Here is a 22728-nt window from a genome sequence, read left to right on the forward strand (position 1 = left end):
GTTTTTTTGTAAATTTACGCTCTTTAAAAAATGTAAAATGCAATCAGTTCTGGCAATAATTCGGTTATGTGAAAATTATGTTATTACAATACCAATGAATCTTTCTGATTTTACCCAAAAACTAGAAGAAGTTATAGATGATAAAAATGCTGACCCTTTTTCATTATTTGGCCCTGGCAGCAAAAACAACTTCAAAGGTACTTTCAACACAAAAGGATTCAAACTACAAAGCACGTTATTGAATAAAAGGAATAAAGCCATCTCAATGAATATAAAAGGAGCCTTAATGGAAGAAGGCAATACTACAAAAATCGCTGTTGAAATTAAAGCCGATGATTTTTTTACAATCCTGTATCTTTCTTTCTCTGCTTTTATGGCGTTTTTATTAGTACTATCCTTTTTTTTAGATGTATTTGAAGTAACTCAGGAACATCATAGTGTATTTAATTTGTTTTTTATGATTGCCATTCCTGCACTGTTTTTTTTCTCGTATTATTTTCATATCAGAAGAAACATGAAAATAGTGAAATACGAATTAATAAAAATCTTTCAGAACTTAACCAAAAATTAAAACAATCCTGTTCTTCAACATAGTTAAAATCCTACGTTTTTTTGTTTATTTGTAATTCTTTATACTAAGAGCGTGTTTTTAAGATAGTCAACACTTACGCGTGAAAGCTGTAACAAAGAAGCATAAGCCGAAAACAAATTATGAAAAAAGAACAAAAACAGGCAGCCATAGGTTTTATATTCATTACCTTATTGATTGATATTACAGGCTGGGGAATTATCATTCCGGTAATCCCGAAACTAATCGAACAACTTATCCAGGGCGACATCAGTGAAGCTGCAAAATATGGCGGATGGCTGACATTTGCCTATGCGATTACACAGTTTTTATTTGCTCCGATTATTGGAAATTTGAGTGACAAATACGGCAGAAGACCTATTATTCTTCTTTCCTTGCTTGGATTCTCATTAGATTATCTATTATTAGCATTTGCACCAACGATCACTTGGCTTTTCATCGGAAGAATCATTGCAGGAATTACCGGAGCGAGTATTACCACCGCTTCAGCATATATCGCCGATGTGAGTACTGCCGAAAACAGAGCTAAAAACTTCGGAATGATTGGCGCAGCCTTTGGATTAGGATTTATTATCGGACCGGTTATTGGTGGACTTCTGGGTCAATACGGAGCAAGAGTACCTTTTTATGCAGCAGCCATTTTGTGCATGGTTAACTTTCTATACGGTTACTTTATTCTGCCGGAATCACTTTCCAAAAGCCATAGAAGACCCTTCGATATCAAAAGAGCCAACCCTATTGGTGCCTTTATTAATTTAAAAAAATACCCGAAACTTATCGGGCTTATCCTTTCTGTTTTCTTACTGTATATCGCCTCACATGCGGTACAAAGCAACTGGAGTTATTTTACCATGTACCAATTCAAGTGGGACGAAAGAATGGTTGGAATTTCTTTAGGAATCATAGGACTGCTTGTAGGTATCGTTCAAGGTGGTTTAATCCGCTGGATCAATCCGAAATTAGGGAATGAGAAAAGCATTTATCTAGGCATGGCTCTTTACACCATTGGAATGTTTCTTTTTGCATCAGCTACGCAAGGCTGGATGATGTTTGCCTTTTTGGTTCCTTACTGTTTGGGAGGGATTGCCGGACCAGCTTTACAGGCTATTATTTCGACTCAGGTTCCTCCTACGGAGCAAGGTGAGATTCAGGGCACATTAACCAGTTTGATGAGTGCCTCTTCAATTATTGGCCCGCCATTAATGTCTTTGGTTTTCTATTATTTCACTCACAAAGAAGCACCTTTCTTATTTGCCGGAGCTCCTTTCGTATTGGGCGGGGTCTTAATGCTAATCAGTACAGTCATTGCTTATATTTCTTTGAAAAAGCATCATATGAAATAGGCTTTTCTAAGGCTAAACGACTTTAAATAAAAAATCCCGTCTGGTTATAAACAAGACGGGATTTTTATTTCTTTGGCTTCAGCCGAAATTACTGCTTCACAATCTTCATTACTTTTTCCTGTTGGTCAACATTTATTTTTACAAAATAAATACCAGCAGACAAGCGGGATAAATCAACCTCAGCAATCGGATTATCAATTGTTTTGGCGTACACCGTTTTTCCTAACATATCATTCACAACAACAGCATCAATCTTATCGGTATTGTTTTTTAATGAAATTGTAACCAATCCATTGGTTGGATTAGGATAAACGAGGAAAGGATTATTTTCGAATTGAGGAACGCTAAGACTGGCAACAAATTCGGTATTAAAAATATTCGTAACAATTGGCGGATTAAAATCAAAGAAAATAGAAGCCGCATTGGGAATAATATCTCCGATGGCAAATCCTGCTTTTGGTTTTACTTCAAAAGTAATATAGCCTTTTTCAGCTGGTTGTAAATCGATTCCGTTAAAATTCCAGTTCAGGTCGTTTCCAACTCTGTTTAAAGTATAATTGTGGCTGGTATTTACCATTCTTATTGAAGTTTCATCCAGTTTAGCATCCAAAACATCGTTTACCCTAACGTTTTCAGCATAAAAAGTTCCGGTATTTTCAAATTGAATAGTATACGCCAGGTAATCATTCGCTGTAAAAGCCGAATGTACAATTTTGCCTCCGTGTCTTTCGGTTATATCATTCGGGTCATACGAACCTACTATTACCTGAGACAAATTATTGTTGTTATTCACAATATTAATATCTCCTGCTGGCATTGTTACAGAAACTGTGTTGGTCAATATGCCTCCTAATGCTACCGCAGGAATGGTAGGAACCTGCATGGCAACTTCAATAACTCTTGATTCCCCAGGTGCTAAGTTGGTAAAATCATAAGTGAAACCCGTAGCTGTTGTTGTAGTCGCAGCTGGAGAAACATTTGTTATTGCAACAGCACTATCTTTATTGAAGGTTACTGTTCCTGACGTCATCATTTGATTCCCATTATTTTGATATACTAAATAATTGGTATAGGTAAACCCAGGTCTCGGTGGCGTATAAGCATAAATGAACACTGCTGAATCTGTAAAAGGTATTTCAGTTACAGGAAAATTATAAACCGTAATGCCACCAGATACGCTTACATTCGAATACGAAGCAGGTGCTACTGCATACTGTCCCGCAAATGCCGGATCAATCACATACGTTAAGTCGTAAGAATTTATTGGATTGTTTTCACTTATGAAATACTCTCCATTAGCCGAAAAAGCATGATTTACAGTACCGTTATTGTTTAGTTCATAACCAAATTGCCCGTGAATAAAATCAGGCTCTCCAACTTCCTGATTTCCATTGTTATTGGTATCAATAAAAGCATTGAGCAAAATACCTTCATTCATTATTGTAATGGTAACTGTTGCAGAATCACAATAAGCCGATTGTGAAAGAAAACATATCTGATAGGTTAACGAATACGTTCCTGAAGCCGTACCCGGTAAAACGCTGATTGTACCGTCAGGGTTTAAAGAAAATCCAGTCGGAACAGTTAATGGTGTTAGCGTAATATTATTGGGATTTGCAGGATATCCATCTGTCATATCATTTGCTAATACTGAGACAGACGAAACCGAATTCCCTCCGTTTATAGGATACATCGTAATGGCATCATCGTTAGCGTAAATTGGAACTGCAAATACAGTATAGGTTGCTGTAGCTATTAAACCATTGGCATCTGTCACTGTTAACGAATAGGTACCAGGCTGTCCTGAAACAGTTAAACTGTTACCTGTTGCTGCTGAAATAGTCGTTGCATTTAATCCCCACTGATACGTAAAAGGTGCTGTTCCGCCATTTATTACCGCAATTAGCGTGCTGGCGGGATTGCCTTGTATTGCGCTGATAGTAAGCCCGAAACTGTTTATGACCACTACTGATGTACAAGTGCAGCCGAAAGCATCTCTGACTTGCATAGCATATGTTCCTGGTGAGAGAAACCCAAAGACAGGACTGCTCGCATAAGGCCCTCCGTTTACAGAATATTGATAGGGTGCAGTACCTCCTGTTGCAATTACTGTAGCAGTATTGCCATTTACAGTAGCTGTACAACTCAATGTAGAACTGGTAGAAAAATGAAAAGGGCCAACCCAATTACTGGTGACTCCCGGAGCACAAACTGATCTTACAAAAAACTGGTACGAAGTACATCCAGTCAATCCTGTTATGGCAAAAGGAGTAGAAGTTGTAGCAATCCCCGAATCAGAAACTGTTGGCGCAGGAGCACCGCTTGGCTGCACTACAACTTCCCATGCAGTTTGTCCGTTGGCAACCCAACTAAGCTGAGCAGAGGTTTGTGTAATATTGGCAACAGCGATTGAGCTTGGGGAGTTGCATTGCCCATAGCCACCGATAAAAACAAAAAGAAATAAAAATAAGGTTAGATAGTAGTTTCTCTTCATAAGTAGTTTTTTTAACAATTTTAGGCTTAAGATGATAAAAGTAATTAATTACCTTCTATTAAATTGTTAAAAAAGTAAGAAAAATAAGAATCCATTAAACTAGTAAGATTCTAAACATCAAACAAGTCCTATTCTGTTACATGCGAAATGGGGTTTCAATTTTTTTTCGCATATTTTCAGACATATCATTGATGATTGTTTTGTAATCCGGATTATGATTGTCCCAAATTTTCCAGACATCATGCTGCTTTTTGATAAAATAAGTTTGTTTATTGACATGACTGTATGCGTTGCGGAAATTACCATCATCATCCCTAAAATCAAGATTCCAGAATTCCTGTGCCGTAATTACAGCCAAAGTATCGTTTAGCGAACATATTTTAAAATCATACAATTCGAAATTTGACCTATTATTAAGCGTATTTAACTGATAACCCAATTGCGCTATCTGACTTATCAAATCATGAATTCTTTGTGTAAGAGGCCCGTCTTCAAAAATAAAATGGGATAAATTGCCTAAATCGACTTCCGGAAGTTTTAGCAGACTGTTGAATTCTTCCTGGCAATAATTAGTTATCAGTTTCTCAAAACCAAGAAGCATCTCTTCATTTTTGACCGTTACCGAAGCGGCATTCATTTCCATTTCATTTACAACGACTTCTTTTGACAAAAAATGATTTAAAGAAGTGTATCCGATAAAAATAGCCAGCTTATCCAATGTTTTAAGAAACCGTAAATCTGAATTTTCAGAATTGGAATAATCGTTGGTAAAAATACGGTGAAGTGTCGTGCTGGAAATCGTGGTCCCCAATTCGTGTTTTCTGGAACCTTGCATAAAAACCGACTTAGATAAATTTTCTGAAATAATTTCAGACAGAATGATATACTGAGCTCTTTTCCAATTTTTAACACTCACTAAAGAACTATTAAGAACTGGAGGAGCATTTAATATGCCGATTTTTAATTCTTCAATAATGTTTTCCATATTCAAATAAGCTAATTAACAGTTCATCCAAACTCCACAAACAATCTATGGTAAAGATAAGTTAAAGATGTGGTCAACTTTAACGACAAATTGTGCAAATTTTAACAATATTTTTGGATAATTAAAATTTTTAACTACTAAAAACCAAATTTATGAAAAAAAACCTTCTAAAATCATGGGGCAAAAAATTAGGATTCATCCTCTTTGGCGCTCTCGTTTTGACTTCATGTGAAAACGAAAAAGCCGATAACACTGCCAGTCAGGAGAAATTAATGGATGGAAAGATAAACCTTTTAGACAAAGGAAGATACGGATGCGAACCTTTCTCTGAAGCTTATTTAAAAAGCATTAAATTTTTATCTCCGTCAGAATATCAATCAAAAATTGCAACATTACGTCCGGATTTAAGCCTGGCAGAACAAAGAAATGCATTTTCAACTCAAGCAGTAACCTCAAAGTATGTCCCATTACCACCAGTAGGAGATCAGGGAAATGAAGGTTCATGTGTGGGATGGGGTGTTGGATATGCTGCTCACGGGATAACGCGCTACATTAATAATTCCGTTCACCAATCGAACTGGGCCGGAGCTTTACGAAGCGCTGCTTATGTTTACAATCAAATCAAATTAGGAAACTGCGGTGCAGGCTCTTACCCAAATGACGCAATGAATCTGATTAAAAATCAAGGACAGTGCAGCAATTCGCAAATGCCATATGTTTCCGGAGGATGTTATACTCAGCCGACAACACAACAAAAAACATGGGCATCTGGCAGAAAAACAAGCGGATGGTTTAATGTCAGCACAACCAATGTGAATGATATTAAATACTATCTAAACCAAAATTACCCTGTTGCCGCCTGTTTTGATGTGAACCAGAGTTTCTATGATATCAGATTATACAACCATGTTTGGTCAAGCCTGTACGGTTCACGTCAGGGAGGTCACTGCGTTTGCATTGTGGGATATGATGATGCAACACGTCAGTTTAAAGTTTTGAATTCCTGGGGAGCATCATGGGGGCGCAGCGGTTATTTTTATGTTACTTACGACAACATTACAAGAGGTGCTTTCAATTGGATGGGATGTATACTTCCAAATGCAGCAGCTAACGCAGCACAATAGTTTTGTAATTTAATTTTCGGTTAAGTTAATCTCAGAACTGAAAAAAGCCTCATTAATTGAGGCTTTTTTGCTATACAAACAGGAGCGTAAAATTAATTGAACAATTCTTATCTTTGGAACAAATAAAACCAAATGATACCTTCTTCTAAAAAAATATATTTTGCCAGCGACCAACATTTAGGAGCGCCTACTCCTGAAGCCAGTTTCCCGAGAGAACAGAAATTTGTTGCGTGGCTTGATGAAATAAAACAAGACGCTGAAGCCATTTTTTTATTAGGTGATTTATTTGATTTCTGGTTTGAATACAAAACAGTTGTCCCGAGAGGTTTTGTCAGAGTTTTAGGCAAACTTGCAGAAATACGCGACAGCGGAATCCCTGTTTATTTCTTTGTAGGAAACCATGATTTATGGATGGATGATTACTTTCAGAAAGAACTCAATATTTCTGTCTATCATACAACTAAGGAATTCACATTTAACAATAAAGAATTTCTTATAGGACACGGAGATGGCCTTGGCCCTGGCGACAAAGGGTACAAACGCATGAAGAAAGTGTTCACAAATCCTTTTTCAAAATGGCTTTTCAGGTGGCTTCACCCTGATGTTGGCGTAAAACTGGCACAATACCTATCTGTAAAAAACAAGCTGATTTCAGGAGATGAAGATGTTCGGTTTTTAGGAGAAGATAACGAATGGCTGGTACAATATGCCAAACGAAAGCTTGAAACAAAACATTACGACTATTTTGTCTTTGGCCACCGTCATTTACCAATGGAAATCAAACTAAACGAAAGTTCAAAATACGTCAATCTGGGCGATTGGATCGGGTATTTCACTTACGGTGTTTTCGACGGGAATTCTTTCGAACTTAAAAAGTACTAATTCTTTTCATTTCGCAAAAAATAGACTAATTTTGCGACGTCTCAAAGGGGTGCTCCAAATAACGAGCTGAGATTATACCCAACGAACCTGGGCAAGTAATGTTGCCAAGGGATAAATACAGTAAAGAGAACTTCTGAGTTATCACTACTGTAAACAACCTATTATTAATTTTAAAAAGAATAATTACCCCTTTTATTCGTAGATCATTTACGAATGAAAACTTTATTCCATTTTGTCATTGCTGTAATCTGTATGCAATGTAGTGTTGGTGCATTTTCACAGGGAATTGACACCACAAAAACCAAAAACCTTGAAGAAGTAATGGTGCAAGCCGTTCGCGCCAATGAAAAAACACCGGTCACCTTTTCAAATTTCACCAAAAAAGAAATTGCCAAACGAAATCTCGGACAGGACATACCTGTTTTAATGAATTTTTTACCTTCAGTTGTCACTACTTCCGATGCAGGAAATGGCGTTGGCTACACTGGCATCCGTGTTCGGGGCAGTGATGCAACTCGTGTAAACGTAACCATCAACGGAATACCTTACAATGATTCCGAGAGTCATGGAACTTTTTGGGTAAACATGCCTGATTTTGCTTCTTCAGTAGAAAGCATCCAGCTGCAACGCGGTGTAGGAACATCTACTAATGGTGCGGGAGCTTTTGGTGCCAGTTTAAACTTACTGACCGAAGCAACAAACACCAAAGCAGGCGGTGAAATTTCAAATTCCTACGGAAGTTTCAACACACACAAGCACACAGTGAAATTCAACACCGGACTTATGAATGATTATTTTGAAATTTCCGGAAGATTATCAAAAATCAATTCAGACGGCTATATTGACCGAGCATCATCCAACTTAAAATCCTATTTCCTGCAAGGCTCCTATCTTGGTAAAAGCACAAAAATCAAAGCCTTGGTTTTTGGCGGAAAAGAAATTACCTACCAATCCTGGAACGGAATTGAAGATCCGGAAAAATTAAAAAACGACAGGACTTTCAATACGGCTGGAATGTATACTGACGAATTTGGGAATATCCGATTTTATGACAATGAAGTCGACAATTACCAGCAAGACCATTACCAATTGCATTGGAACGAAACAATTTCTGAAAACTGGAATACCAATCTCGCTTTCCATTACACCAAAGGCAAAGGGTTTTATGAAAATTACAAGGAAAATGCTGCTTTTGCAGACTACAATTTAACTCCGGCAGGCCCAGGAACCACAACTGATTTAATCCGTCAGAAATGGCTGAACAACGATTTTTACGGCACTACTTTTTCTGCTAATTATAAAAACGAAAAACTGGCTGTAATTTTCGGCGGTGGCGCTAACAAATATGAAGGACTGCATTTTGGAAAAGTAATCTGGGCCCGATTTGCTTCAACCAGCGAATTAGGTGATTATTATTATGATGATTTCGGTATAAAGACCGATTTGAACTTTTTTGCCAAAGCCAATTATCAGATTGTAAAGCAGCTGAATATTTTTGGTGATTTGCAATTCAGAAAGGTGAATTATAAAGCCAATGGAGTTCAGCCCGAATTTATAAATGAAACTTTTGATTTCTTCAATCCAAAAGCAGGATTGACATTTTCAGCAAACGAAAACAACAATATTTATTTTTCTTATGCTCATGCCAATCGTGAACCTAAGCGTGAAGATTTCGAAAACAGTAATGTAAAACCGGAAAGACTAAACGATTTCGAACTGGGATGGCGTTTTGCGAATACCAAAACGAAACTGAACATAAACGCTTATTACATGCGTTACAAAGACCAATTGGTACTAACCGGAACCTTAAACGATGTAGGAACTCCTATTGCAGAAAACAGCGGAAAAAGCTATAGAGCAGGATTGGAAGTTGATGCTAAAATCATACTTTCAAACCAATGGTCAATTCAACCGAATATTGCTGTAAGCCGAAGTAAAAATCAAAATTTCTATTTCCAGCGTGATGGCGTTTTACAAAATCTGGGTGAAACAAACGTTTCGTATTCCCCAGAAATTATTGCCGGGAATATTCTTACTTTTTCACCATTAAAACCGTTACAGATTTCATTATTATCAAAATTTGTAGGTGAGCAATTTATGGGGAATATTGATTCCGAATTTTCTAAATTGGACAGTTATTTCATTAATGATTTGAGTATCACCTATGAAATTGAACCTAAAAAAGTATTCAAATCGATTATAGTTTCGGTATTAGCTAATAATGTACTGAACAAGAAGTATGTTTCGAACGGTTACTTTTATACATATGATGACGATTGGTCAAATCCGCCAGCCATCACAACAATTGAAGGCGCTGGTTATTACCCTCAGGCAGGAGCCAATATTCTGGCAGGGCTTACATTAAAATTCTAAAAAGAAAAGGAGCCGATTGGCTCCTTTTCTTTTTAATTATAAACTCTAATTACGCTTCCGTCGCTATTTGCCTCTACTCTATATGCTTTTAATGGATATTGTGCACTTCCCACTCCGGTAAACAAACTGTATTCGTAATTTTCACATGGACATTTCGCATTAATCCCGTCCAGCGTCATCCGTGAGCAATCACTTGGATACTGATTAGGACAACTTGCCTCATAAGCTCTATAATCATTAGTCCCAACTTTCATTACAATAATTCCTTTTATCCCCGCATCGGGATCCGTTATTAAGATTGGATTACTTGGAAATTGCAAACCATTGTAAGAAGGTAGATTAGTATTGATTTCTTTGGAAAAACCAACGTTCTGCAAGTACGGATTACTATTTGCAATTCGATCCTTCGAACAGGATAAAGCAATTAAAGCTACGACTAGAAATAAATACTTTTTCATTTTAAAAAAATAACTTTTAATTGTTAGAACAAATTTAATTTAATTAACTTTGTAATGCATAGGAATAGCAAATAAATTTCAGATTGAAATAAAAAATAATATCTTTGTAGAAAGAAATCCCGTCGCTATGGGATTTTTTCTATTTATATAAACGATGAAGTTATGAGTACAGTATCTTATTATACCGCAGAAGGATTAAAAAAATTAAAAGAAGAATTAGACCAACTTAAAAGTATAGAACGCCCCAAAGCATCACAAGACATTGCTGACGCAAGAGACAAAGGTGATTTGTCTGAAAATGCGGAATATGATGCTGCAAAAGAAGCTCAAGGTCTTTTGGAATTGAAGATTAAAAAACTGGAAGAGGTATACTCAAATGCGCGTTTAATTGACGAATCACAACTGGATGTATCAAAAGTTTTGGTTTTATCTCATGTAAAAATCAAAAACCAAACCAATGGCATGGAAATGTCATACCATTTAGTTGCTGAAAGCGAAGCTGATCTAAAAACCGGTAAAATCTCAGTAACATCCCCAATCGGGAAAGGATTATTAGGGAAATCTGTAGGAGAGATAGCCGAAATCAATGTTCCTAACGGCATTTTAAAATTCGAAATCCTTGAGATTTCCAGAGATTAATTTTTTCAATCTTTTGTTCATCCCTGCGTATTGTCTAGGGTTTAAAAATCTAACAATCTAAAAAATGGCTTCAATTTTCACTAAAATAGTAAACGGGGAAATTCCTTGTTACAAAATTGCAGAAGATGCTGATTTCTTAGCTTTTCTTGATGTAAATCCTAATGCAAAAGGACATACTTTATGCATCCCGAAACAGGAAATCAATAAGATTTTTGACATCGAAGACGATTTGTATTTAGGGTTGATGGCTTTCGCCAAAAAAATTGCTGTGGCATTAGAAAAAACTGTTCCCTGCAAACGAATTGGCATGTCAGTCGTTGGGCTTGAAGTACCGCATGCTCACGTACACCTTATTCCGTTGAATGAAATGGACGAAATGCGTTTTCAAAACAAAGTCCGTTTAACGCCGGAAGAATTCGAAGAATTAGCCAGACAGATTCAAAGCAACTTGTAAAATAGTTTCAAAAAGACATACAAAACCTCTTCTTCCGAAGAGGTTTTTTTATTTATAAACAACTCCGTAAAACGATATTCCGTAATTTTACATCATGTACGCTTTAGTCGATTGTAATAATTTTTATGCTTCCTGCGAACGTGTTTTCCAACCGGAATTCAACGGGAAACCTATCGTGATATTATCAAATAACGATGGTTGCGTCATTTCCAGAAGCAATGAAGCTAAAGCCGCCGGAGTTCCTATGTGCGCTCCTGAATTTAAAATCAGAGCGCTTATAAAAGAAAAAAACGTAAAAGTCTTTTCATCCAATTATCCGCTTTATGGTGATTTAAGCCAACGTGTTATGAAAATTTTGGAGCAATTTACCCCAAATGTTGAAATTTACAGCATCGATGAAGCTTTCCTCAATTTTGATGGCTTAACCATTTCCAATTATCATGAGTACGGCCTGCAAATGAAAAAACGCGTGCATAAATGGATTGGAATTCCAATTTGTGTAGGCTTCGCCCCTACTAAAGCATTGTCCAAAGTAGCCAATAAAATCGCTAAAAAATTCCAGGACAGAACACAAGGAGTTTACATGATTGACTCTGAAGAATCTCGAATCAAAGCCTTGAAATGGACAAAAATAGAAGATGTTTGGGGCATAGGCTATCGCATGAATAAGAAAATGAAACTGCGAAACATCAAAACAGCTTTCGATTTTATTGCTCCGGAACATGAAAACTGGATCAGAAAAGAAATGGGCGTTACCGGGCTCAGATTAAAATATGAATTGGAAGGCAAAGCTGTTTTAGATTTAGAGCCCGTTCATTTACAAAAAAAGAGCATCGCCATCACACGAAGTTTTCCAAAACAAATTTCAGATTTCGATTTGCTAAAAGAACGCATTTCAACTTTTGCCACTGTCTGCGCCGAAAAACTACGGCTCCAAAAATCCTGCTGCCACACGATCATTGTCATGCTGGTCATCGACAAACACAGGGTTGAAAGTCAAAAATATTATTTCAACATGGCCATTACTTTGCCTTTTGCAACAAATTCCAGCTTAACAATATCAAACACAGCCATCCAAATTTTAAAAAAATTACATCTTGGGAATGAGAATGTAAAATTCAAAAAGGCGGGTGTTATTGTAACGGAACTCATTCCTGAAGACAGCAAACAGTTTCATTTATTTGAAGATGAAAATCCAAAGCACATCAATTTAATGAAAACTATAGATTCACTCAATAAAAAAATAGGGGATAAAAAAGTAAAACTGGCCAATCAGAATTTAAAACTAACCTGGGATATGAATCAAAATCATTTGTCACCAAGATACACTACCAACTTCAAAGAAATTCTCGAAATAAAATGCCATTAGAAAAAAACAAAAACCTCTCATTTTTCCGTCCTGATTTTGAAAGTGAGTTAAAAATTCCTTTTATAGCAGAAGGAGTTTCTGCGGGATTTCCTTCGCCTGCAGCTGACTTTATGGAAACCAATATTGATTTGAACGCTGTATTAAGCGAAAATCCATTAGCTACGTTTTACATTAAGGTTAAAGGAAACTCGATGATTGATGCCGGAATAAATGACAAAGACGTTCTTGTAGTGGACCGAAGCCTTGAACCTCAAAATAACAAAATTGCCATTTGCTGTATTGATGGAGAATTTACCGTAAAACGAATCAAACTCGAAAAAGACTGCTTGTATCTGATGCCAGAAAACCCAAACTACAGTCCTATAAAAGTAACCGAAGAAAAACAATTAATAATCTGGGGCATAGTGACGTATGTCATAAAAGCAGTATAACTTTTTTGCCTACGCTTTTTTTGCATTAACAAACAATAAAGTAAAGTCTACAAACAAAAAAACCTCTCATTTCTGAGAGGTTTTGTACCCGGAGCCGGGCTCGAACCGGCACGGTTTCCCACTGGTGTTTGAGACCAGCGCGTCTACCAATTCCGCCATCCGGGCGTAGTGGACACAAAATTAAAATCCTTATGAGATCATTAATTTTGATTTCGTGAGTGCAAATGTAAAACTTTTTTCTACAATTCTTCAAAAAATACTTAAAATTTATCTTTCCCAGTTCAATTTAATTCCTAAATTTGCACCTCGGTAAAACGGAATTACAACTAACTAACTACACCCGAGGCGTTTGTATGTATTTGGCTTTAGATAAACAATAAAGCCGAATTGTATGGAGCGCAGCGGAATAAAAACAACATATTAATGCCACACCTAGAACCCGAAGCAAAAATATTTGCCTGTTCGCAAAGTGTTTATCTAGCTGAAAAAATAGCCGCAAGCTATGGTGTATCGCTAGGAAAGGTTACGTTCTCGCAATATAGTGATGGTGAATTTCAGCCGTCTTATGAAGAGTCCATTCGTGGATTGCGCGTATTTATCGTGTGTTCAACATTTCCAAGTTCAGACAATCTGATGGAGTTGTTACTAATGATAGATGCAGCAAAAAGAGCTTCAGCAAGGCATATTACCGCTGTAATTCCTTATTTTGGATGGGCACGTCAGGACAGAAAAGACAAACCAAGAGTCCCGATAGGAGCTAAATTGGTTGCAAAATTATTGGAAAGCGCTGGTACTACACGTATCATGACCATGGATTTACATGCAGATCAGATACAAGGTTTTTTCGAAAAACCAGTAGACCACTTGTTTGCCTCAACTATTTTCCTGCCGTATGTAAAAAGCTTAGGTTTAGAAAATCTGACTATTGCATCGCCGGATATGGGAGGTTCAAAACGAGCTTATGCCTATTCTAAGTTTCTGGAGTCGGATGTGGTTATCTGCTACAAGCAAAGAAAAGCAGCCAATGTTATTGACACTATGGAATTAATAGGAGAAGTAAAAGGCCGAAATGTGATTCTGGTAGATGATATGATTGATACGGGAGGCACTTTGGCGAAAGCCGCCGATTTAATGATCGAAAAAGGAGCATTGAGCGTAAGAGCAATATGTACGCACCCGATTTTATCCGGAAGTGCTTATGAAAAGATTGAAAATTCGCAATTAAGCGAACTGATAGTAACTGATTCTATTCCGTTAAAGAGAGAATCGAACAAAATAAAAGTGGTGAGTTGTGCACCTCTTTTTGCAGAAGTAATGCACATGGTGCACCACAACAATTCCATTAGTGGAAAATTTTTGATGTAAGTTTATATTATTAACTATATTTTTTTTCAATGAAATCGATTACAATTAAAGGATCAGAAAGAGAAAGCGTGGGTAAAGTTTCGACTAAAGCCTTACGTAATGCTGGAGCGGTTCCTTGCGTATTATACGGAGGAGATCAACCAGTACACTTTTCAGCAGAAGAAGCTGCATTCAAACACTTGGTTTACACTCCAAACGCACACACAGTTGTGATTGAGCTTGGAAACGGAAAATCATTCAATGCTGTTTTGCAAGACATTCAGGTACACCCGGTATCTGACAAAATTTTACACATTGACTTCTACCAGTTATTTGATGACAAAGAAGTAACTATGGAAGTTCCAGTTAAAATTGTTGGAACATCTCCAGGTGTACTATTAGGTGGTGTTTTACGTTTGAACACTCGTAAACTTAAAGTGAAAGCTTTACCTAAAAACTTACCTGATTTCTTAGATGCAGATATCTCTTCTATGGAAATGGGTAACAAAATGTATGTAACTAAATTAGTTTCAGACAAATTCAAATTATTACACCCAGACAACACTGTTGTTTGTCAAGTAAGAATTTCACGTGCTGCAATGAAAGCTGCTCAAGAAGCTGCAAAAGCTGCAAAAGCACCTGCAAAAGGAAAGAAAAAATAATTTTTCGAAATACTTTTCAAAAAGCGTCTCATTACGAGGCGCTTTTTTTATGCCTTTATTTTAGATGTGACAAACATTTTTTACGAAATCTAATCCTTCAACAATCGAATAATCTTATTTTTGTATCATGATTGAATGGATTAAAAATCTGTTTTCAACACCAAAAACAGAACAGACAGAAGCAGATATGAAGAAATTTTTAATTGTTGGCTTAGGAAATATTGGAGCCGAATATGTAAATACACGACATAATATAGGATTTAAGGTATTGGATTTTTTTGCTCGAAAAGAAGCATTGGACTTTCAAACCGTAAAATTAGGAGCGCTAGCCGAGTGCAAACTAAAAGGCAGAACTCTTTTGCTGCTAAAGCCAAATACTTATATGAATTTGAGCGGAAAAGCACTTCACTACTGGATGGAAAAGGAGAAAATAGAAAAAGAAAACGTATTAGTAATTACGGACGACTTGAATTTACCTTTTGGAACTATCAGAATAAAACCAAAAGGAAGTGATGGAGGCCACAATGGCTTGAAAAGCATCCAGCAAACCTTAAATTCAGCTGATTACCCTCGTTTTAGATTTGGCATCAGTGATGAGTTTAAAAAAGGAAAACAGGTAGATTATGTTCTTGGCGAATGGGACGAGAATGAAAAAGAAAAACTGCCTGAACGTTTAGAAATGGGTGCTGAAGTCATACAATCATTTGCTTTAGCCGGACTGGAAAACACTATGACAAGTTACAATGGGAAATAATACGACCCTATTATATCATCATCTAACAAAGCCGTTAATCGTCATGTTGCTGCTGACTATATCTTCTTGTAATTCCCCAAAAAGCGCTGTATTGAATTCGGATGCAAATCTAAATACTATTGAAACAGTTTGTCCGGAAGATGGTAAATGCACTGTACAGTTGTTCAAAAACAAAAGCCTTGAAGTCAAGACGGATGAATTTGGTTCGGTCTATTACCAAATGACTGACAATACTCAAACTTCTGTAATTTTATACCAATACAAAAGAAATGTAGAGAAAGGCCTTCAGGATGCTCATTATACAGAAGAAATTATCTTCGAAATCAGTCATTCAGACACTTCTATTGCTCTTAACGGTTTAAACCTTCAAAAAACCAAAATGCTTTTTGGCCGACTTTGCTTCTGTCGCGGACAAACCGGTTATTATAAAGTAACTGATGGAAATCTTGAACTGGAACAGAAAAACAATGAAGCTCGTTTCAGCTTACACTTTACCATTACCGAAGTTCCTCAAATAATACATTCCATTACTGCTTCTGCAAAATAAAAAAGCCCCATTCTTGAGAGAAATGGGGCTTTGTTTTATTATCCTACTTTTATTATTGTACAACAATACGTTTTACCGTTTTCTTAGCACCATCAATAATAGACACTAAATAAATTCCTGACTGTACACTGTCTAAGCTGATATTCTGATTGAAAGCGCCTGTATTTGCGAATGATTTCTCATATACTTTTCTTCCTCTCATATCATGAACATTTACTTTAATATCATTGCTTGAAGCTGAAGTAAACTTAACTGTAAAATCTCCGTTATTAGGATTAGGATACAATGAAAAATCCTGCAAGCTATTTTCATCGACACCTAAAGCCTGTACAGAACAGATATTTAAGCTCCAGCTGTTTAAAGATCCACCATCACCATTAAAAGCATCATTTATCCTTAATGTCCAGGTTCCGATTGAATTTTGCCCGTCAAAAACAGAAAGAGATTCTTTCGGCAGCACAACACCGGAAATACCAGGATTTGTACCACAAACAACAGCTGTACCCGCATTATCGAAAGTTGCATCAATATTTAGAATATTTGCACTGATACATGGTAAAGCAAATATTTCTACTTCTGTTCCAGTCGGACTGATTAGTGTTGCCGTTAGATCATTAATCCAAGTGTGAGACACATTCATAGTCACTTTTACATCTGATATTGTCACATTAGTCGGAACATTTAAGGTAGAATTAATAGTAACGTTGGCCGTTGAAGCAATTGCTAACGGAACGTTAGTTGATGAAGTACTATTACATGCAATAGTTCCTGTTGTAAATTTATATGCTGCGCTATATGTCCCGCTACAAGCAACATTTCTAGGCAAAACTCTCCAAAAATAACTTGTTCCCTGCGACAATCCTGAAACAACATATGTTGTACCAGCCACGTTTCCTGAACGGACAATATTTGCAAAAGCATTATCTGTTGCTACTTGTACATCATACGAACTGGCGTTTGAGTTTACAGCCCAAGTCAAATTCAAGTCCACATCCTGTGAAATTGCTAAATTTGCTGGAGAAGTCAATGCCGTTGCTGCAAAATTCGAATTAAATAACTCAAAATACAACGGAACCGTTTTCGTTGTTGCTCCAGAAGTTGCAGATACAACAATAGAATAAAGCCCTGCGGTACTTGTAGCAGTGTTGCTCACCGTCATAACAACTGACCCATTTGCACTTGTAGAAGCTGGACTAAAAAGCACAGTTGAACCTGAAGGGTTTCCTGTTGCGCTAAACGTTGTTGTACCACTAAAGCCTCCTAAAGCCGCATACGAAACAGTATATGATACGTTCGTTCCCTGACAGGCAGATTTATTTTGCTCTCCAGCTACACCCGAAAAAGAAACTGCAAAAGTCGATGCAGGAGCAGTTATCGTGAAATTCGTATTCGAAAGATCATAGAAAATATTGTCATATCCTCTGATCATTATTCGGTTTGTTGTTCCAGGAGTATTTGGAACCGTAATTGTTTCCGAACCATCGTTAGGAACTTTACTCGCTAACAATGTCGGGAATGATGTTCCTCCGTTAGTAGATAGATAAATATCAACAAATTTAGCATTAACACCATTAGCATCTGTTCCTGCCACGGCCCAAGTCACTGTTTGATTTGTACCTGCTGCCCAAGAAACATTGGTATTTGGAACACTAACCAAAAATGGCCCGGCAACTCCGTCTACCATAACCGACATATCGTCTCTTCCTGTCTGACCTCCGTTAGGCGATCTGTTGTCTCTTACAGTTAAAGAGAAATTATAATTTCTGGCTACCGAAGAACACACTTCCCACGTATTAGCTGTATTTCCTGCCAAAACAGTTGCTAAAGCAGGTAAATAACGCTCTGTAGAAGCTGTAGGGGGATTTGATCTAAAGTTCGGCCCTGCGGCTGAAGTCGCTACTGGAGGTTGTGTTGACACCTCAGTATCCGTCTGCTCCCAGCAATACGTTAATGCATCTCCATTGGCATCAATTGCACTTCCTTTCAGTATAAATGGAGTCGATTTTGGAATAACATAATTCATTCCTGCATTTACTACAGGCGCACTGTTTCCATTATTTGTTGTAGCTGCACACGTTGCCGAGGCGGCAATTAAGTCATTAATTTCAGCAATACTCACAGAATGAAAATGTGCATCCGAATTAGGCTGAACATTCTGACCTGGGCAAATTCCGGCGTACGCCATGATAGTCGAACCACTTCCCGGCTCAACTGCCGTTCCGTCATTTCTATTTCCTGAACAACTTCCGGTATCTCCATTAAACGTATGATTTGCCCCAAATTGATGACCCATTTCATGCGCTACATAATCTATATCGTAAGGGTCACCTACTGGTGCTCCTGAACCTGTAATCCCTCTAGCCTTTGCTCCTGTTACACAAGGAGAAGGTCCAGCTAAACCACCACCACCTGTACTCACTGTATGTCCTATATCAAAATTGGCATCTCCAATTATATTCGTAATTTGAGTCTGACTTTGATTGATTAACGTAGGTGCATTCGTATTATTAAAATTATCTGAGGTAATAAAAATGACCAAATCATTATTAGCAACCAAATTCATCCTCATTGACAAATCTCTTTCATAAACACCATCTACACGTGTCACAGTAACAACCATAGCTGCTAAAACTGCCGCTTTTTTCTGCGCCAAAGTTCCAGCATTAAGTCCTGCCGCATTCACATGATAAGCAGCATACTCAATAGTACAAGCCATTGCTAATCTAAAAATTCTGAATTTACCGTCACTGGCATGAGTTGTTAAATTCGGCACTTTATTTGAGTTGTCTAACTGTGGTCGATCGGCATCATTTACCAAACATTGAAATTGTTTTGTAGGTAATACATCCGATTTCCTATACACGATATAGTTGCTTAAATCCTTAGTATAAGTATCAATAAATGAAGTTCCTGTTCTTCCGGATAATGTCATAGTATGCAATCCAAAAAGGGTTACACTAAAACGAATAGTAGCTGTTGGGTCGTCAATTCCCTTACCTATATAGGATTTGATGTCTGGAAATTTTGCTTCCAAACCAGGCTCCATGACCGGAGCTTCATAAATTTGGTATTTATCCAGTTTTCCTTCAGAGTTAGGAAAAGAAACAATCAGGTTAGACACAATGCCTTGTGAATCTAAAGGAGCTTGTCTTAGCTGATTTTTTAACGTCTGAAAATCTAGGGAGAATAATTCGTACTTGCCTGGCATGGAAGAACGATCCATTTTATCGGCATGAGCTAATCTTTCACTGGAAACCTTGTTCCAGAGATTTTGCCCAAAACCCGAAGTAAAGGACAAAATAGCAAAAAATAAAATAAGTATTGGTTTTTTCATTTGGTTTTTTTGATATTGGTAAGTTTTTGGCTAAAATATTAAATAAATAACAATTTACAAGTTTTTTGTTAAAAAAAAACGCAAGCGAATAGCTTGCGTTTTAAATATTTATCGAGAAATTATTATTCTACAACAATACGTTTCACAGTTTTCTTAGCACCATCAATAATAGATACTAAATAAACACCTGACTGTACTTTATCTAAATTAATATTTTGATTGAAAGCACCTGTGTTAGAGAATGATTTCTCATACACTTGTCTTCCTCTTATATCATGAACATTAACTTTGATGTCGTTGTTTGAAGTACTGTCAAATTTAACAGTAAAGCTTCCGTTATTCGGGTTAGGGAATAATGAGAAGTTATCAAATTCAAACTCTTCATTACCTAATGTAAATGTTTGTGAACAAATCTCAACAGACCATGCATTAATTGTTCCAACATCTCCATTATAGAAATCCCCAGCCAATAATGTCCAAGTACCATTAGTAGGTTTAGCATTAAAAGCAGACAAAGCCTGTGGCGCACCAAACGTACCTGTAGTAGCGCTACATCCTGTAGCAGGAACTAACGGGTTGCCATCTGAGAAAGTATACGTTAATGTAGTTGGAGCGTTATCACAGTTTCTGTTCCATAAAGTAACCTGAGTTGCATCTGGGTGCTCTATCGCAATTACTAAATCTTCAATATAAGTATGTGTAAATCCTAAAGTAACATTCACATCTGAAATACCTGCTGCAGGTGATGGGCCAGGAACTGTAATCGTTTTAGAAACTATTGCACCAGGTGTATTAGCTCCAGCACCATCTGGTACAGGAAGTGCAGTGTTATTTGAATACGTGTTACAAGTTGATGATACAGTATAACCAATTGCAATAGGTTTTGTATTCACATTAAAGAAAATACTTGCACTTGCTTTTACCATAACTCTACAATTCATCGCTGAAATGTTAGGCACTGTAATAGACTGAGAACCATCGTTAGGTGTACCAGCCAATAAAACAGTAGGGTAAGTTAAACCTCCATCTGTAGACAACAAGATGTCAACATTTGTTCCACCAGTACTTGTGTTAGTACTATTTACAGCCCAAGTAATTGTTTGAGAAGATCCTCTCGCCCAGCTTTGATTATCTACGTTCTGAGAAGTTACTGACAATGGACCTCTTGTAGCATCAATTGTAAGAGTCATATCATCAAAAGCAGTTTGACCAACTTTAATCGGCGCAACACCACTAAAAGCCGCATTATCTCTTACTGTTAATCTAAATGGCAATGTTCTTGCAACTGAACTTAAAGCTTCAATATTAATTTCCGGACCTGCAGTAGTTACTGAATTAGCCAAAACTGAAGACATTCTTGGGAAAACTCTTATTGGAGAAACAGAAGGAGCTAAAGATATCCAGTTTGGTCCTGTTGCTTTTGTAGCAGAAGCTGCACTAGCTGCACCAGTTTGAGCAGCTGCGTCATTTTCGTATTGTTCCCAGCTGTATGTAAGTGCATCACCTACATTAGCATCCGTAGCAGAACCAGTCAACATAAACGGAGTGCTTTTTGGAATTGTATAATCTGCACCAGCATTAGCTACCGGCGTTGCATTGTTAGCCGTAATTGCAGTCGTAACCGGACAAGTTTTTGTTGCTAAGTTAGCCTGAATCTGAGCGATAGAAGCTGCATGATAAGCATCGATAGAGTGTACCGCAGCATCAAAATCTGTAATCCCGGCATATCCCATGATAGTAACCCCGGAACCTACTTCCATATTTACTCCAGATCCTTCATTTCCATGAGAGAATGTGTGGTTACCTCCTAATTGGTGACCTACTTCATGCACTACATAATCGATATCAAAACTATCTCCCTGAGGAACATCGTCTCCAGGAGAAGTATATCCGCTTCCTTTTCTCTTATCTGTTGTACTTGCAGTATCATCTACGCAAACACAACCGATACAACCTGCGTTACCTCCACCACCACTGGCTCCAAACAAGTGACCAATATCATACGCAGCATTATTAGCAGCCAATGTAGTTCCAACACCTGTAAGATTACCACTTAATGTATTTTGCAACTCAGCATTCCAAGCACCTGCAGCACCTGCAGCGGCATCAGAATAAGGGTCAGTTGCCGGATTGTAATAAATTACATTTGTAGAAGAACCTACCAGATTTAAATGCAAACCTAAATCTTTTTCGTAAACACCATTACAACGAGACAATGTATTATTGATTGCAGTTAAAACCAATCCAACGTTAGCTACACTGAATGCACCAAAATAATTAGAATACTCAGCTGTACATGATTGAGCCAAACGCATTGTTTTTAATTGCCCAGTACTTGAACGGTTTGTACTTGGCAATTGCGAACCTGTATCAAGCAATGATTTTTCGTCATCAGTTGCACATTTCCAGCTTAATTTACCTTTATTTCTTTGAGATTTAAATACGGCATACACAGTATTATCTTGAGAATAAGACTCAATAAATTCATTTTCTTTATCGGTTCTGAAAACCATAGTCTGAATTCCCTGTGGAGAGATACTCAACTTTAAAGTTGCGTACTTATCAGTGATTCCTTTACCGGAATAAGCTCTGATTTCAGGAAATTGAGCCTGCAAATCCGGTTCGAAATTTGAAGCTTCATACACTTCAAATTGTTCGATTTGCCCATCTGCATTAGGCAAAGAAATTATGGTTTGTTTTCTTGACGCATTATTTCCTGCAATTGAAAATAATGTTTGTCTTAAAGGATCAATGTTTAAATCAAATAATTTAAACTCTTTAGGAAACGATTGTCTCATTGCATTTTTAGAAGTAGTTACACTTCCTCCCCTATGCTGAGACCATTGTTTGTCTGTTTGAGCCTGCAGCTGGCAAGCTATAAAAACAGAAGCGAATGTGAATAGTAGTTGTTTTTTCATCATTAATAATTTTTGGTATAACTGCAAA

The 22728-nt window shown here is 37.2% G+C and carries 18 protein-coding genes and 1 tRNA gene; 13 read left to right on the forward strand and 6 right to left on the reverse strand.

Going from position 1 to position 22728, the window contains the following annotated elements; translation table 11 throughout:
* Positions 1 to 37: 37 nt before the first annotated feature.
* Both ACRDEC_RS02130 and ACRDEC_RS02135 read left to right on the forward strand, forming a co-directional pair.
* Positions 38 to 571, forward strand: a complete 534-nt coding sequence (locus ACRDEC_RS02130) for a hypothetical protein (RefSeq protein WP_431496680.1) — start codon at positions 38 to 40, stop codon at positions 569 to 571.
* Between the two features lie 140 nt (positions 572 to 711).
* Positions 712 to 1932, forward strand: a complete 1221-nt coding sequence (locus ACRDEC_RS02135; RefSeq protein WP_431496681.1) for a TCR/Tet family MFS transporter — start codon at positions 712 to 714, stop codon at positions 1930 to 1932.
* Positions 1933 to 2020: 88 nt separating this feature from the next.
* Here the strand turns inward: ACRDEC_RS02135 and ACRDEC_RS02140 are convergent, their stop codons facing one another.
* Together ACRDEC_RS02140 and ACRDEC_RS02145 are read right to left on the reverse strand one after the other, a co-directional pair.
* Entirely contained in the window at positions 2021 to 4426 is a 2406-nt protein-coding gene (locus ACRDEC_RS02140) for a DUF7619 domain-containing protein (protein WP_431496682.1), read from the reverse strand.
* Positions 4427 to 4562: 136 nt separating this feature from the next.
* Positions 4563 to 5411 (reverse strand): hypothetical protein, encoded by an 849-nt coding sequence (locus ACRDEC_RS02145; RefSeq protein ID WP_431496683.1) that lies wholly within the window; start codon positions 5409 to 5411, stop codon positions 4563 to 4565.
* 152 nt (positions 5412 to 5563) lie between these two features.
* On the opposite strand from ACRDEC_RS02145, the gene ACRDEC_RS02150 reads away from it, so the two are divergent.
* From ACRDEC_RS02150 to ACRDEC_RS02160, 3 genes are all read left to right on the forward strand, one after another.
* Positions 5564 to 6535, forward strand: coding sequence for a C1 family peptidase (locus tag ACRDEC_RS02150; protein ID WP_431496684.1), 972 nt, complete (start codon positions 5564 to 5566; stop codon positions 6533 to 6535).
* A gap of 132 nt (positions 6536 to 6667) precedes the next feature.
* Positions 6668 to 7417: a UDP-2,3-diacylglucosamine diphosphatase gene (locus ACRDEC_RS02155; RefSeq protein ID WP_431496685.1), complete on the forward strand. Its 750-nt coding sequence runs from the start codon at positions 6668 to 6670 to the stop codon at positions 7415 to 7417.
* 213 nt (positions 7418 to 7630) lie between these two features.
* Positions 7631 to 9790, forward strand: coding sequence for a TonB-dependent receptor (locus tag ACRDEC_RS02160; protein WP_431496686.1), 2160 nt, complete (start codon positions 7631 to 7633; stop codon positions 9788 to 9790).
* Positions 9791 to 9822: 32 nt separating this feature from the next.
* Here the strand turns inward: ACRDEC_RS02160 and ACRDEC_RS02165 are convergent, their stop codons facing one another.
* Positions 9823 to 10248: a Rieske (2Fe-2S) protein gene (locus ACRDEC_RS02165; protein WP_431496687.1), complete on the reverse strand. Its 426-nt coding sequence runs from the start codon at positions 10246 to 10248 to the stop codon at positions 9823 to 9825.
* 162 nt (positions 10249 to 10410) lie between these two features.
* Between ACRDEC_RS02165 and greA the strand changes: the two genes are divergently transcribed.
* From greA to ACRDEC_RS02185, 4 genes are all read left to right on the forward strand, one after another.
* Entirely contained in the window at positions 10411 to 10887 is a 477-nt protein-coding gene (greA, locus tag ACRDEC_RS02170; protein WP_431496688.1) for a transcription elongation factor GreA, read from the forward strand.
* A 64-nt stretch (positions 10888 to 10951) separates the two neighbouring features.
* Positions 10952 to 11341, forward strand: coding sequence for an HIT family protein (locus ACRDEC_RS02175; protein ID WP_431496689.1), 390 nt, complete (start codon positions 10952 to 10954; stop codon positions 11339 to 11341).
* Between the two features lie 94 nt (positions 11342 to 11435).
* A complete protein-coding gene (locus tag ACRDEC_RS02180; RefSeq protein ID WP_431496690.1) occupies positions 11436 to 12710 on the forward strand; it encodes a Y-family DNA polymerase in 1275 nt (424 codons plus the stop codon).
* Complete coding sequence (locus ACRDEC_RS02185; RefSeq protein WP_431496691.1) at positions 12701 to 13141, forward strand: LexA family protein; 441 nt, start codon at positions 12701 to 12703, stop codon at positions 13139 to 13141. Before ACRDEC_RS02180 ends, ACRDEC_RS02185 begins: the two co-directional genes overlap by 10 nt.
* 85 nt (positions 13142 to 13226) lie before the next feature.
* Here the strand turns inward: ACRDEC_RS02185 and ACRDEC_RS02190 are convergent.
* Positions 13227 to 13306 (reverse strand) — tRNA-Leu (locus ACRDEC_RS02190).
* A 258-nt stretch (positions 13307 to 13564) separates the two neighbouring features.
* Here ACRDEC_RS02190 and ACRDEC_RS02195 point away from each other — a divergent pair.
* The 4 genes from ACRDEC_RS02195 to ACRDEC_RS02210 all read left to right on the forward strand — a co-directional run bounded on the left by ACRDEC_RS02195 (position 13565) and on the right by ACRDEC_RS02210 (position 16448).
* Positions 13565 to 14506: a ribose-phosphate pyrophosphokinase gene (locus ACRDEC_RS02195; RefSeq protein WP_431496692.1), complete on the forward strand. Its 942-nt coding sequence runs from the start codon at positions 13565 to 13567 to the stop codon at positions 14504 to 14506.
* Between the two features lie 29 nt (positions 14507 to 14535).
* On the forward strand, positions 14536 to 15147 hold the full coding sequence (locus ACRDEC_RS02200; RefSeq protein ID WP_431496693.1) for a 50S ribosomal protein L25/general stress protein Ctc: 612 nt from the start codon (positions 14536 to 14538) through the stop codon (positions 15145 to 15147).
* 187 nt (positions 15148 to 15334) lie between these two features.
* Positions 15335 to 15901: an aminoacyl-tRNA hydrolase gene (gene pth / locus ACRDEC_RS02205; RefSeq protein ID WP_431496732.1), complete on the forward strand. Its 567-nt coding sequence runs from the start codon at positions 15335 to 15337 to the stop codon at positions 15899 to 15901.
* Complete coding sequence (locus tag ACRDEC_RS02210; protein ID WP_431496694.1) at positions 15891 to 16448, forward strand: hypothetical protein; 558 nt, start codon at positions 15891 to 15893, stop codon at positions 16446 to 16448. Before pth ends, ACRDEC_RS02210 begins: the two co-directional genes overlap by 11 nt.
* Positions 16449 to 16500: 52 nt before the next feature.
* Here ACRDEC_RS02210 and ACRDEC_RS02215 read toward each other — a convergent pair whose 3' ends face one another.
* Both ACRDEC_RS02215 and ACRDEC_RS02220 read right to left on the reverse strand, forming a co-directional pair.
* Positions 16501 to 19782, reverse strand: a complete 3282-nt coding sequence (locus ACRDEC_RS02215; protein ID WP_431496695.1) for a reprolysin-like metallopeptidase — start codon at positions 19780 to 19782, stop codon at positions 16501 to 16503.
* A 122-nt stretch (positions 19783 to 19904) separates the two neighbouring features.
* Complete coding sequence (locus tag ACRDEC_RS02220) at positions 19905 to 22703, reverse strand: reprolysin-like metallopeptidase (RefSeq protein WP_431496696.1); 2799 nt, start codon at positions 22701 to 22703, stop codon at positions 19905 to 19907.
* Positions 22704 to 22728: the final 25 nt, after the last annotated feature.

This window comes from Flavobacterium sp., assembly GCF_050696275.1.
Lineage (GTDB): Bacteria > Bacteroidota > Bacteroidia > Flavobacteriales > Flavobacteriaceae > Flavobacterium.